The sequence below is a fragment of the Myxococcus dinghuensis genome, assembly GCF_024198235.1.
GTDB classification, from domain to species: domain Bacteria; phylum Myxococcota; class Myxococcia; order Myxococcales; family Myxococcaceae; genus Myxococcus; species Myxococcus dinghuensis.
Genome location: NZ_JAKCFB010000066.1, coordinates 20,018 through 33,995, shown reverse-complemented (window position 1 = coordinate 33,995; position 13,978 = coordinate 20,018). Strand labels below are relative to the sequence as shown.

At 73.7% G+C, this 13,978-nt stretch carries 5 protein-coding genes and 1 pseudogene; 2 read left to right on the top strand and 4 right to left on the bottom strand.

Going from position 1 to position 13,978, the window contains the following annotated elements; all coding sequences use genetic code 11:
• Positions 1 to 3,510: pseudogene (locus tag LZ198_RS40745) on the bottom strand (flagellar hook-length control protein FliK); the annotation flags it as partial.
• Positions 3,511 to 3,663: 153 nt separating this feature from the next.
• Between LZ198_RS40745 and LZ198_RS40740 the strand changes: the two are divergent.
• Positions 3,664 to 6,240, top strand: a complete 2,577-nt coding sequence (locus tag LZ198_RS40740) for a protein kinase domain-containing protein (protein ID WP_323383409.1) — start codon at positions 3,664 to 3,666, stop codon at positions 6,238 to 6,240.
• Positions 6,241 to 6,249: 9 nt separating this feature from the next.
• On the opposite strand, the gene LZ198_RS40735 is transcribed toward LZ198_RS40740, so the two are convergent.
• From LZ198_RS40735 to LZ198_RS40725, 3 genes are all read right to left on the bottom strand, one after another.
• The gene (locus tag LZ198_RS40735) at positions 6,250 to 6,648 is read right to left on the bottom strand and encodes a hypothetical protein (RefSeq protein WP_253977578.1); all 399 of its coding nucleotides are present in this window, start codon (positions 6,646 to 6,648) and stop codon (positions 6,250 to 6,252) included.
• A 59-nt stretch (positions 6,649 to 6,707) separates the two neighbouring features.
• The gene (locus LZ198_RS40730; RefSeq protein WP_253977577.1) at positions 6,708 to 7,676 is read right to left on the bottom strand and encodes an NlpC/P60 family protein; all 969 of its coding nucleotides are present in this window, start codon (positions 7,674 to 7,676) and stop codon (positions 6,708 to 6,710) included.
• Between the two features lie 76 nt (positions 7,677 to 7,752).
• Positions 7,753 to 12,750 carry a hypothetical protein gene (locus LZ198_RS40725; RefSeq protein ID WP_253977576.1) on the bottom strand — a complete coding sequence of 1,666 codons (4,998 nt, stop codon included), beginning with the start codon at positions 12,748 to 12,750 and terminating at the stop codon, positions 7,753 to 7,755.
• 222 nt (positions 12,751 to 12,972) lie between these two features.
• Here LZ198_RS40725 and LZ198_RS40720 point away from each other — a divergent pair, with 222 nt between their 5' ends.
• Positions 12,973 to 13,791 carry a hypothetical protein gene (locus tag LZ198_RS40720; protein ID WP_253977575.1) on the top strand — a complete coding sequence of 273 codons (819 nt, stop codon included), beginning with the start codon at positions 12,973 to 12,975 and terminating at the stop codon, positions 13,789 to 13,791.
• Positions 13,792 to 13,978: the final 187 nt, after the last annotated feature.

Sequence of the window (13,978 nt, the reverse complement as noted above, 5' to 3'; positions counted from 1 at the left end):
CGACAGCATGCCGTGGCGCCGGGCCACGTCCGGGTGCAGGGGGCCCACGGCGGCGGTGGTCTGCTGGAGCGCCTCGCGCGCCCCGGACTTGCGGTGCAGCGCGGCCAGCTCCACGCGGGCCTCCAGGTCCTCCGGGGCGCGGGCGCAGTACTCGGCCAGCAGGCGGCGCGCGGCGTCGGCGCGGCCCGCGCGCACGGCGGCGCTGGCGGCCTTGCGCGTGAGGGCCACGCGCTCCACCTCGCGGGGGGCGTCCGCGTCCACCGGCGGCAGCGCCAGCACCGCCTCGAAGTCCTCCAGCGCCGCGCGGGCGTCCGTGGGCAGCCGCAGCTCGCCCCGGCGCTGACGGGCGGGCGCGAACGTCGCGTCGCGCTCCAGCGCGTCGGCGAGGAAGGCCTCCTCGCGGCTCGTCCCCGCGGCCAGCAGCGAGGCGCGGAACAGCAGCTTCGCCCCCGCGCGCGCCTCCGGCATCAGCGCGGCCCGGCGCGCGTACAGCCGCGCGGCCTCCAGCTTCTCGCCCCGCTCCAGCTCCAGCTCGGCGAGCGACTCCAGCACCTCGACGGCCAGCGGCCCCTGGGGGCTCGCCTCCAGCGCCGCGGACAGCCGCAGCAGCGCGGTGGCCTTCTCGCCCCGCTCCAGCAGCGCGCGGGCGCTCTGGAGGAACAGGGGCGCGGCCTCCTCGGTGCGCTCGGCGCCCATGAGCGCCTGGGCGCGGCCCGCCCACAGCTCGGCCAGGGCCTGCGTCTCGCCCGCCTCGGTGTAGAGCGCCTCCAGGCGCGCGGCGAGCGTGTCGTCCAGGCGGCGCAGCGGCAGGGCCTGCGCGTAGGCGGCGATGGCGCCCTCGCGGTCGCCCAGCATCTCGCACGCGCGGCCCAGCCGGGCGCGCACGTCCGCCAGCTTCTCCGGCGCCGCGGTGCGCGGCAGCGTGGACAGCAGCGTCTCCAGCGCGCGGCGCGCGTGCTCCGGGCGCTCGCAGCGCAGGGACAGGTCCGCCAGGTCCAGCAGCACGGCGGAGTCCGGCGCCAGCCGCGCGGCCTTCTCCAGCGCCACCAGCGCGTCGCCCACGCGGCCCAGGCGCGCCTCCAGCACCCCGGCCAGCTCGCGCAGCGCCGCCGCCGCCAGGCGCTTGTCGCCCTGCGTCTCCGCCACGCGCGCGCGCTCCTCCAGCGCCGTGGACAGCCCGGCCATGTCCGCGCGCTTGCGCTGCAACGCGCACAGCTCGCCCAGCGCCGGCAGGTCATCCGGCTCCGCGCGCAGCACCTCCTGGAGGGCGTGCACCGCCAGGTCCAGGTCGAAGGCCAGGTCGCGCGCGGCCACCGCGAGGCGGCGGTACTTCTGCGCGCGGTCCTTCAGGTCCGTGGCCAGCCGCGCCAGCGCGGTCAGGCACCGCGTCAGCAGCGGCCCGTCGCGCCGCGCCTCGGCCAGCGCCAGCAGCGACTCCAGCGCGGGGCGGTGGTCCGCCTCCGCGTCGAGCGCGAGCAGGAGCAGGCGCTCCGCCTTCTCCGGCTGCTGGAGGCGGCCCCGGTACAGCTCGCCCGCCTCGGCCCACAGCACGGCGCGCTTGCCGGGCTCGTCCTGGAGCGCGGCGGCCTTCTCCAGCGCCTCCGCCAGCTCCTGGCCCTTCCCCGTGGCGCGGAAGTACGGAATCAGCTCCTCGAGCGCCACCGCGTCGCGCGGGTCCAGCGCGAGCGCCGCCTCCAGGTGCTCCCGCGCGCGCGCCGGGTCCCCCAGCCGCGAGCGGTACAACCGCGCCAGCGCGTGGTGGCTCGAATGCGCGGCCTGGCGCACGCCCTCCGAGCGCGGCGCGGGCCCCGCCAGCTCCAGCGCCTGCTGGTAGCCCGCGAGCGCCTCCTGCAACCGGCCCAGACCCTCCGCCACGCGCGCGGCGGCGAACAGCGGCTCCGGCTCGCCGGGCAGCAGCGACACCGCCTCGCGGTAGCGCAGCAGCGCGTTCTCCGGCTGCTTCAGGCCCTCTTCCCACACGCGGCCGGCCATCAGGTCGGCGTGGCCCACCCGGTCCAGCTCGTGCCGGGCCATGGCCACCTCGCGCAGGCGGTCCAACGCCTTGAGCGCGCGCAGGTGCTCGTCGCCCCGGTGGCACAGCTCGCCCAACAAGAGCAGCGCGTCCGGGTGGTCCGGGGCCAGCCGCAGCGCGGCCTCGCAGTGCAGCCGCGCGCCGGCGATGTCGTCCTCCGTCTGCGCGCACAGCCGCGCCAGGTGGACGTGGGCGTCGGCGGCCTCGGCCGGGTCGCGCGCCAGCGCCGCCAGCCGGCGGTACGCGCGCACCGCGCCCGCCCTGTCACGGGCCTGGTCGGAGGCGCGCGCCAGCGCCTTGAGCGACGGCAGGTGGTCGGGCTTGAGCCCCAGCAGCTCGTGCAGCGCCTTCACCGCCACCTGCGGCGCGGTGTCGCGCGAGCAGCGCGCGGCGGCCTCGGCGGAGAAGAAGGCCGCGGCCTCCTCGGAGGTGCGGCGCGCCAGCGCACACAGCGCCAGGTAGCGCTCGGCGGCGCGGGCACCCTCGCCCCGGCGCTCGCGCACCACGGCCTCGCCCCACAGCGCGGCGGGGCTGCGGTCCCTGCGGCGCTGGAGCGTGGCCGCGACATCCAACGCCAGCTCGTGCGACTGCGGGTCCGCCACCAGCAGCGACAGCAGCCGCTCGGCGGCGAAGGGGTGCGCGTCCTGCGCATCCCCCGCCTGGAGGTACTGGGTCCGCGCCTCCGCGAGCCGGCCCTGGGCCACCAGCCCCTCCGCGTCCGCGAAGGCCCGGGCCCCCTCCAAGGTCAAGAGCAGCTCCTCGTCCGGCGCCGACGGCGGCGGCAGCCCGCCCGACGCGAAGCGCAGCCGCAGTCCGGTGCTGGAGACCTCGGCGGCGGACAGCCGCGCGGTGTCCAGCACGGGCATCTTGTAGCCCCGGCTCACCGCCGCCAGCTGGCACAGCGCCGGCAGCACGCGCGTGGAGAAGCCCGTCGCGCCGCGCACCTCCACGTCCGGCAGGAGCGCCATCGCGCCCACCGCGGCGGACAACAGCCCCGGCACCTGCACGGACGGCGTGGAGGAGAAGCCGTAGAGGCGGACGTCGTAGAGGTAGACGGCCAGCCGCTCCCCGTCCGCGTCGAACGCCACCTTGAACGTGAAGGGCGTGCGCTCCGGCGCCGGCAGCCGGCCCTGGCCCTCCAGGTAGCCGGGCCGGAAGTGCAGCCGCAGCTCCTCGATGCCCGCCAGCCGCCCCGCCAGCTCCGCCACCCGCCGTGTCACCAGGTCCGCGTCGACGGACAGCTCCAGGAAGCCGAAGCCCAGCTTCTTGCGCTGATAACGCGTGGCTCCCGCGCTGACGTTGAAGGGGAAGCTGACGTCCGGAATCTGCAGCGCGAAGTCGGAGATGCGCAGCCCCGGCAGGACCTCGAGCGCGGGGAAGCCCACGAACGCCCTGCGGTCCAGCAGGCGCAGCTCGGGTGCGGCGGCGCGCGCATCTTGCGCCGCGGCGGGCTTGGAAGAGTCGCTCTCGTTGGCCATCGCGGGAGCCTGGACGCTACCACGACCCCCAAGCCCTCGAAATTTCTGGCAAACCCCTTGCCTGCTGTCCAGACGACGGTCCCGGGGGCCCATGGCACGGGGGGTGCGGATCGTCATGCGCCCGGGACCGAAGTCGGACAAGATGCGCCCGGCGTGCTGGCTCCCGACTCCCTCGTCCTCGACGGTCGCTTCCGGGTCCTCCGTCCGTTGGGTTCGGGCGGAATGGGTGAGGTGTACCTGGGCGAGCAGGTCTCGCTGGGCCGCAAGGTGGCCATCAAGGTCCTCCACCACGACCTCAACGCGCAGCCCGGCATGGCGGAGCGCTTCAAGCGCGAGGCGCGCCTGTTGTCCGCGGTGGAGCACCCGTCCGTCGTGCGCATCGTCGACTTCGGTGAGTCCGGCGACCACGCGTGCCTGGTCATGGAGTTCGTCGAGGGCGAGAGCCTCTACGACGTGCTGGCCCAGGGCGGCCCCATGCCCCCGGGGCGCGCCCTGCCGCTGCTCCAGCAGTTGGCGGAGGGGCTCGCCGCCATCCACGACAAGGGCATCATCCACCGCGACCTCAAGCCGGAGAACGTCTTCATCTCCCCCGGCGCGCGCGGAGAGCAGGCGCGGCTGCTCGACTTCGGCATCGCCCGGCTCGTGGAGCCGGACGCGCAGAGCAACGTCAGCCAGATCGGCGTGGTGCTGGGCACCCCCGAGTACCTCTCGCCGGAGCAGGCGGTGGGCGCGAAGGTGGACACGCGCAGCGACCTCTACACCTTCGGCGTGCTCATCTACCGCGTGCTGTCCGGGCGGCTGCCGTTCGACGGCCCGCAGGCCCGGCACTACCTGTCTCAGCACGCCTCGCACGCGCCGCTGCCGTTGGACCGGGCGGCGCCGGCGCTGACGCGCTACATCGGCCTGCTGTCGCTGGTGATGCGCCTGCTGGAGAAGGACCCGTCCAAGCGCACCCAGAGCGCGCACGAGCTGGCGGACGCGCTGGCCGCCGCGCACGCGTCGCTCTCCGCGTTCACCCCGGGCCTGGGGACGCCGTCGTACAGCGGCTCGCACACCCCGGTGACCACGCCCTCGGGCACCTCCGTCTTCGGCGCGGCCGACACGCCCGGGAGCGCGTCGGGCCCCAGCGGCACCTCCGTCTTCGCCGGCGGCCACGCCTCCCCGAGCCAGGGCACCGCGGCGTTCGGCGTGGCGCGCGCCCCGACGGGCAGCGACCTGCCCGCGCTCTCCGCCCCCGTGACGTTGCGCACGGGCACCGCCGCCTTCGGCACGCGCACCTCGGGCGGCATGCCGTCGCTGTCGGGCAGCGCCTCCGCGGTGAAGCCTCAGAACCTGACGGTGATGCTCACGGACCTGCAGGGCTTCACCGAGCGCACCAGTCGCCAGACGCACGAAGAGAACGCGCGGATGCTGGAGACGCACGACCGGCTCCTGCTGTCGCTGGTGAAGGAGCACGAGGGCCGCCTGGTGCAGAAGCGCGGCGACGCGCTGCTCGTCGTGTTCCGCTCCCCTACCGCGGGCGTGCGCTGCGGCATGGCCATGCAGGACCGGCTGTGGCGGCACAACCAGACGGTGCCGGAGGAGGAGAAGCTCCACGTCCGCGTGTGCCTACACGCCGGCGAGGTGCTGCTGACGGCCGACACCCTGCTGGGCGAGCCCATGGAGGTGGTGGAGGGCGTCGAACACGTCGCCGTCGCAGGAGAGGTCACCTTCACCGAGGCGGTGAACCTGGCCCGCAACCGCGCCGAGGTGGAGGTCGAGCCGCGCGGCGCCATCCACCTGCCCGGCCGCGAGGAGCAGCTCCAGCTCTACCGCGTGCGCCAGGCCCCGGAGGGCCCTCCGTTCGGCGACCGCTTCGAGCGGCAGAGCGGCCTCGCGAAGCTGCTGCCCGTGCTCCAGCGCACGCGCCAGAAGGCCCTGGCGCCCTTCACGCGGCTGCGCGCGGTGCCCTGGAAGGAGCGGGCCCGCGGCGCCGGCCTCTCGCTGCGCGCCCAACTGGCGCCGAAGAAGCTGGGTGAACACCTGCGCGCGGGCGCGGCGTGGGCCCGCGCGAAGCCCCGTCAGGCGGCGGCCGTGGCGGGCGCGCTGGTGCTGCTCGGCGGCGGCATCGCGACGGTGGCGCACCTCAACAGCCCGGCCGTCCGCGCCATGGCCCTGCTCCAGGACGGCAAGACGAACGAGGCGCTCGCGGTGCTGGACGGCGCCTCGAGCGAGGACCAGAAGCAACCGGTGGTGCGGCGCGCGCTGGCCGCCGTGCACCACGCCCTGGGCAACCACGACAAGGAGCAGGCCCTGCTCGCCACGCTGGATGGCGACGGGCGCGCGGCGGTGGAGGACCGGGTGCTCGACGGCCTCGCCGAGGACTTCGGCGACCGCGAAGGCGACAACGGCCTGCGGCGCCTCCTGTCCAACATCCCCAAGGACCGGGTGCGGCCGTACTTCCTCGCCCTCGCCCGGAACGAATACTCCGCGCGGCAGTGGGGCGCGCTGCGCTACCTCGAGTACGTCCAGGCGACGGAGGGCATCGACCTGGTGGAGGCCTACGTCAAGGCGCTGGAGGGCAAGGACTGCAACCCGCGCAAGCTCGCCGCCAGGCGCCTGGGCACGCTCGGCAACGCGGACGCCCTGCCCGCCCTCATCCGCGTGGCCGAGCCCACCACCAAGGGCAACGAGTGCGGCCGGGATGACGCCAACCGCGCCATCCAGGCCATCCAGAAGTCCCGGAAGTAGCGCCGCCCGCTAGTCGTCGAACCGCGCGTGCCCGCGCTTCTTGCCCCGCCCGTGGTGGTGGTCGTCATCGTCGTCCCAGTCGTGCCGCCCCTTCACCTTCTCGTCCACGTCGAGCAGGCGGCGGGACCAGGCGTCGTACTCGAGGTGCAGGAAGCCCCGGCCCCCTCGGGCGGCGGCGAAGAACTTCACCTTCCACACGTCCTTGCCCGTGCGGTGGACCTCCTTGAGGCGGCACTCCAACCCACGCGAGCGACACTGCCGGAACCCCAGGTCCACGGCCTCGTCGCGCGACATGGCCACCGGGCGCGGAGGCGGACGCTCGGGGCGCGGAGGAGAGCGCGTGTGCACGACACACCCCGAGGCGAGCAGCAGACTTCCGACGAGCAGGACGATTCGCATGGCCGTCATGACGCAACAGCCGGCGGACGCTTCAAAGCCACGCGGGGTGCGGGCCGTTCGTTGGAAAACTACAGCCCGTCGGGAGACGCGAACGCCACGAACAGCTCTCCCGTGAGGTACGCGCGGAAGTGCTTCGTCGCGGGGCGCAGGAAGTCGTTCACCACCGGGCCGCCCTCGGAGAGCTGGTGCTTCTCCGGGAACGACAGGTTCATCCGGCTGCGGGCCACGCCCTTGCTGCCCCGGTGGATGAACGTGATGGTGCCATCGTCGGCCAGGCTCTCCACCACGCCGATGTGGGTCATCCCGTCGTTGCGGCGCCCGTCGCGGTTGCGGTCGTACGTCTCGCGGAAGAACACGAGGTCCCCCGGGCGCGGCGCGCGGTGATGCAGCCGGCCGGACTCCGTCGCGCGGCGGAAGATGGCGGAGACCGCGTTCTCCCCCGCGAGGAAGCCATGGGCCACGAGGTCGATGCCCGCGGACAGATACGCCAGCCGCACGAAGCCCGAGCAGTCGTTGGGCACGCCCCGACTCACGCGCCCCAGGTTGCGCTCACCCACCAGTTGGATGGAGCGGTTGACGATGAGCCGCGCGAACTGCATCGGCGTGCGGTACGCCTCCCAGAAGCCACTCGCGTCGGAGGCGGGATTGGTGACGAGCGCCACCGCCTCCAACGCGGCGGCCACCACCCCCGTCACCAGGGGCCGCGACTTCTCCTCGGAGATGACGGCGGAGACCACCGCCGGCGTCCGGGCGTCACGCGCGGGCTCCTCCTCGGGGGACTTCACCGTCGGGGCCGGCGGCTGTGCCTCGGCCACGGACGGGGACACGGGTGTCACGGCCTCGGCCACGACAGGTGACGCGGACTCCGGCGCGATAGTCCCCTCGCCCAGGGGCGGCGCGGGCGGACTCACGGGAGCCTCGGCCACCACCTCCGGTGCCCGTGCTGGCGTGACGCTCCCCGCTTCGAGGGGCTTCACGGTGGCACAACCGATGAGGGCACACAGCGGGACGGTGGCGAACAGGTGAAGACGGAACAACCGCGGTCCTCCCGAAGACGTTTGGGGGACCGCATTCAATCCCACCTTTCGGGTCCGCCGCCAAGAACTCGAAGTGTCACCCCTCCCAGGTGGAGAGCATCTCTCTCACCCGCGCGTACCTCTGGAGGAGCGCCGCGCGGTAGGCGCTGAGCATCACCATGGAACCGATGACGAGCAGGCCCAACAAGAACAACGAGGCAGCCGCGATGCGGTGGTCCCGCATGCCGAAGCGCACGAGGTTCGCGGCGATGCACGTCACCAGGAATCCGGTGCCCAGGTACACGTAGGAGCGGATGCGCAGCGCGATGCCGCAGCCCACGCCCACCAGGCACAACACCACGCACACGAGCATCGACCCGCCGTCGCTGAACATCAGCGGCTTCCACGCGCCGGCCACGTACACCACGGTGATGGCCATCGCGCGCAGCCGCGCGTACGTCTCCTCGTCGAGCGAGCCCCGGAACACGCGCAGCAGCGCGAGCAACGAGAGGCCCGCGGGGATGACGTAGAACTGCGGCTCCGCGCTGCCCGTGCCCTGCCACACCAGGAAGAGGGCGGCGTTGAAGGCCGCCACCGACACGAGCGAGGACAGGCCCCGGCGCGAGGGGTGCGAGGCCAACGCGGCGAAGTGGGCGGCGTGCCCCACCAGCAGCGCGGCGACCTGGAGCGGCTCCCCCCAGGGAGCGGAGAGCAGGCCCACCAGCGGGAACAGATAGGCCCCCCAGAGGGCGGGACGCCGGAACACCGCCAGCCCCGAACCCTCGCGCTGGACGAAGAAGAACAACCCCGTGAAGAGGGCGCCGCCGACCAGGGCCGCGAGGCTGTCGGACGTGCTCGGACTCGCGCCCATGCCGAGCATGCGCACCGACAGGTAGCCCAGCGCGAGCACCGTCTGCGCGAGGAAGGCGGACAGCTCGTCCTCCTCCACCGCCGCGCGGCGCACCAGGGCGAACAACAGCGCGGCGAGCGCGACGGTCGACACCAGCGCCTCGCGCAGGGCGTCCCCCACGGCGCCGAGGGCCATCAATCCCACCAACACCTCGAGGAGCGCCACGACGGTGAAGCCATGCCCCACGGCGCGACGGATACCGCGGCCCGCGACGAACAGCACCAGCGTGGCGAGCACGGCGGTGGCCGCCCCGAAGTACGGGAGGATGAACGCCGAGCCCCGGCCCGACGAGTACACCGCGCCCAGGTGCATCAACCCGCCATGCACCACCACGAGCGAGGCCAGCCAACCCACCACCTCACGCTCGCGCCGACGCAACACCACCGTCCACGCCGAGCCCAGGCCCAGCAGGAGGCACAGCGGCATGCCCGGGTGCTCCAGGTCCCGCAGGCCCGCCAGCGACAACAGCGACAGGACCCAGCCTCCGTGGTGCAGGGCCACGCCCACGCGCACGTCCCGCGCCTCGAGCGCCATGCCGCCCAGACACAGCACCAGGCCCGCGCCGCTGAGGACGGCGGGGACCCACGGCAACGGCACCGCCGCGACGATGGAGGCGGCGAGGAGTCCCGTGGCGACGTTCGCCATCCACGGTTCGCGCGCCACCATCAGCACCAGCGACGTCACCACCGCGCCCACGGCGACGGACAGCTCGAGCCCCCCGGGGCCGAAGTCCGCCAACCGCCCCACCAGCAGCAGCACGAGGACGCCCACGCTGCCCGCCCACAAGGGCTCGCTCCACGTCCCTTCCAGCCCCGGCGTCAGCTTCGCGGCCAGCGCGCCCACGCGCCGCTGCACGTCGCCCACCTGGAACAGCGCGGAGAGCACGGCGGCGCCGAGCGCCACGAGGATGATGGTCGGCCCCGCCTCCGGCCGCCACTCCAGGAAACGCGAGGCCTCCGTGCTCCCCACGGTGGAGAGCGCCAGCAACCACACGGCGGGCGTCAGGAGCCAGCGGAGCGACAGCAGGAACGCCGCGGCGAACACCACCAGCGCCAGGCCCAGGAGCGTGGCCTGCGTGGGGGTGTCCAGCGCCGGGGCTCCGGCGAGGACCAGCGCGACGACGACCGAGACCCGCCGCAACAGCACATCCGGCGGTGAACGGAAGAAGGCCCAGAGGACGGACGGCGCGTGGTGCTCGGCGAGCGCCAGCGCCAGCAGCAGACCGGTGACGACGGGCCGCGCCTGGGGCACGGTGAGCAGCAGGAGCGAGGCCCCCGCGACGCGCAGGAAGGGATGGGGCCCGGGCATCGACGCCAGCGAGGCCGTGAGGGCATACAGGGCCAGCGGCCCGAGCCACAGCGGAGCCTGCGACAGGAGCATCATGCATGCGGTGCAGGCGAGCGCGATCTGCACCCACAAGGACACGTTGTTGCGGGCCGACACGTCGTTCGTCCGCAGCACCAGCGACGCGAGCGCGGGCACGTGCTCCACGGCGCGCACCACCGCGAGCATCACCAGCGGCAGCGCCTGGACCCAGCCCGGCAGCGAGCCTCCCAGGGCGAGGACCGCCACGGCCGCGTAGGGCACCGACAGGCTGACACAGAACGGCTGTCGATTGGCTCGCGTCCACGTCAAAGGCAGCACCACGATGGCCACCACGAGCACGAGAAGCGGCAGCTCCGCCTCCCAGCGGACCGCCGAGAGCCCCAGCGCCGCCATCGCACCCACGGTCGCCACCGCCGCGAACCGCTGTCCCCCAGCGCCCACGCGCAGGATGGCGGGCACCTCCTCCAGCACCGCGAGGACGCTGAGGAGCACGGCCAGCGCGAGCATCGAGACCGGACCGAGCGAGTACACCCCGGACAGGGCATACAGACAGGCGACCCCCAGGCTCAGGGTCGCGGGCAGCGCGCGAGCGGTGAGCACCGCGGCGATGGCCGCGCCCAGCAGGAGGCTCGACTCACTCGACGAACCGCCGACGCCGACACACACCAGTGGGAAGAGCATCGCCACCAGCGCCGCCACCGTCGTGCTGGCGTCACGCTTCCAACGGACCGCCGCGAGCGAGGCGCCGAAGCCCCAGACGATGAGCAGGCCCATCGAACGCTCGGGGGACATCCAGCCCCCCCACGGCGAGTAGACCTTCGGGATGTCCGGCAACATCGCCAGCGCGGCGATGAAGACGGCGATGGGACGCATCCAGGTGAAGGTGCGCGAGGCCACGGCGACCGCCGCCGCCGCCACGAGCACGGTGACGCCCAGGAGCGGGGCCACCGCGAACGTTCCCCAGAAGACGCCCAGCACCGCGTAGAACAAGGCGGGCAGGCCCAACAACCGCGCCAGTCCTCCGCGCGTCCCCAGGCCCGCGAGCACGAGGGCCACCGCGACGAACCACGCCCCTCCGTGATTCCACGTCAGGCCCTCCAGGAGCCTCGGCAGGACCACCGCGGACAACCACGCGGCATAGGCCATGGCGACGGGGCTGCGGAGCGACCAGGCCATGGCGAGCACCGCCACGCTGGAGAGCACCATGCCCGCGCCGGACGTGGCTCCCGAATGGGTGACGAGTCCGACCAGGAGCCCCACACTGGCCAGCACCCCCACGACGGATGCGAGCAGCGTGCGCGTGCGGGCGGTCGCCAACAACGCCATCCCCGCGAGCACCAGCGCCACCAGCCCGGACACCGCCGAGGTCGTCGCGGCATCCGCGGCCCGGAACGCCAGCACCGGAACCAGCAGGGTCGACAGCGCGCCGATGGCCGTCAGGTAGAAGCGCTCCACCAGCAGGCCCGCGGCCAGACAGATGAGCGACACGCCGAGCACGCACCACAAGCCCGGACGCCCGTCGGGGCCCGACAAGGCGACCAGGGTGCAGAGGACACCCGCCACGGCGGTGGAGCGCAGCAGCACCTCCGCGAGGGCGGTGTCGCGCGCCTGGCCCGTGCGCTCGCCCCGCCACGACCGCGACACCGCGAACACCACGCCCGCGAGGACGAAGGGCAGCGCGGTCAGCGCGCCGTACTGCCCGGGCAGGGACTCTCCGCTGGAGTAGCCGAGCCGGACCTTGACGGCGTCGATGAGCCTGCTCAGGGGCTCGGGGATGAGCTGCGCGATGGAGGAGTAGGCGAAGTACGCGGCGCCATAGACGCCATAGGCCCAGGGAGTCCGCGAGACCGAGCCCGTCGCCAGCGAGGCCAGCGTCCACGTGATGATGGCGGCGGTGATGAACAGGCTCGGCGCCGGAGCGCCCAGCGCCCCGATGAGACACATCGCCTGGACCGACGCGACCGTGACCGTCAACGCATCGGCAGCGGTCTCCACCGGCAACGGACGGAAGCGCAGCGCGGTGGCCAGGAGGAACGCACCGAAGGGGGCATAGATGCCCAGGTGGGGCACCGCCTCCACCGAGGCGAGCGCCACGTGCAACCGCACCACGTACACGAGCAACAGGTACAGCGGCGCCAGCAAAGCGAAGGACAGCGCCGCGCTGTCTCGGGGTTTCTCGACGGGCGTCCTGGCGACGAGGAAGAAGAGCACACACGGCAGGACGTCGAGCCACAGCGCGGACGCCCCGAGCTTCGCCGCGAGCGGCGCAAACCCCATCATCAACGTGCCGAGGACCAGCCCTATCTGGACGAAGGGCCGCGAGGGTGCGTCGGTGGCCTCGGCGGGCTTGCGCACGAGGACCGCGGCGATACCGGCCCAGACCACCAGCAGGGGCACGAGCATCGCGGTGCTCACGCCTCCGAGCGACATCATGTCCCCGAAGGCCATGGGTCCGAGCGCGACTCCCGCGAGTGGCGCCGACGCCGAGCCGATGAGCCCCAGGATGCGCCCCGGGTTGCGCAGCGCCTCGCGCCTCGCGAGGTACGCGCCCCAGACGGAGAAGCCCGCGGAGTAGCCCGCCGTCAGGACGAACACCGTGAGCGAGCGGGTGACGGAGGACATCCCCGCCCAGCTCTCGAAGACGAAGTAGAGGGTGCCCGAGAGGATGAGGAAGGCACCGACGAACCACATGATGCTCTCGTAGAGGAACGGCCTCCACACGCGGTTCCAGGTGGAGGCCTGCTCGACGAGCCGCTCCTCCGGACGCATCCGGCGCGGGACATCGAACGCCGGCAACGCGTCGTTCTCCGGCAGCGGCACCGGCCCGCCCGACCCGTCCTCCGCTCCATGGGGAGGCACCGCTTCGCCCGTGTGCTCGTCCTGGACGTGTTTCCGGCCACCGGGCCCACGACCACGACCCGACGGTCCGCCTGGGCGACCCGTGCGCCCAGCGGACTCCGTGGCCGCATCCGATGCCGCGTGCTTCGTGTCGGGCGCCTCGCCTTCGGCACCGACCGCCGGGGCATCCACCGGCTCCGCCGGCCGATTCGCGGCCTCGGGATGAGACCGCCAAGATTCACCGTGCGACTCGCCATCGGCGCTGGCCGGCAGATGCGCGGCGGCGACGGACTGAGGCTCGGCGCCGTCGCGGGGACGCGCGACCTCTCCACCGATGTGCTCCGCCCCCGCCTCGAACCGCCCGTGAGTGGCGTCGTTCGCGCCCTCCACGGCCCCAGGCTCGAATCGCCCGAAAGCGGGGTCACCCACACCGTCGGCAGTCCCCTGCTCGAATCGCCCATGCGCGGTATCACTCGCGCCCGCAGCGCCCTGCTCGAATCGGCCATGCGCGGTATCACCCGCGCCCGCAGCGCCCTGCTCGAATCGCCCGTGCGCGGCATCGCCTGCGCCCGCCGCGCCCTGCTCGAATCGCCCGTGCGCGGTATCACCCGCGCTCGCCGCGCCCTGCTCGAATCGCCCATGCGCGGTATCACCCGCGCCCGCAGCGCCCTGCTCGAATCGCCCGTGCGCGGTATCACCCGCGCCCGCAGCGCCCTGCTCGAATCGCCCGTGCGCGGCATCGCCTGCGCCCGCCGCCCCCTGCGCGACCTCGTTCACGCCCGTCACCGCGCTCCGCGCGAAGCCTCCGTGCGCGACCTCACGCGAGCCCCCAACCGCCGCACGAGCCTGCGCATCAAGCTCCTCCCCACTCGGGGCGCCCGTCGCCTCCGAGGATGCGCTCTCCGCGAGCGCGGACAGGAGGATTCTCGCCTGACGCTCATAGCGCTCGGAGAGGAAGCGCCGAGCCTTCATCGGCACCTCGGAGGCCTCCCAGCGGTTCATCTCGTCGAGCAGGAAGTAGACGTGAGCGAGCTCCGCCTCCAGCTCCGCGCGAGGGCGTGACTTCATCGCCGAGCCGCAGAGCGCACACCTGCGAGCCTGGCCCAGGCGCTCCTGGCGACATTCGGGGCAGTACATGAGGGTCCCCCTCTACAACGGACATGCCACCCCAGGATGCCCTGGATTCTCCTGAGGGGGAACCCGGGGCGGCGCGTCGTCCGGGTGCCACCTGTGCAGGCCGATGCACAAC

Excerpts from the sequence above, each read along its gene's own strand:
- LZ198_RS40735 (WP_253977578.1), bottom strand. The coding sequence starts at position 6,648 with ATGACGGCCATGCGAATCGTCCTGCTCGTCGGAAGTCTGCTGCTCGCC.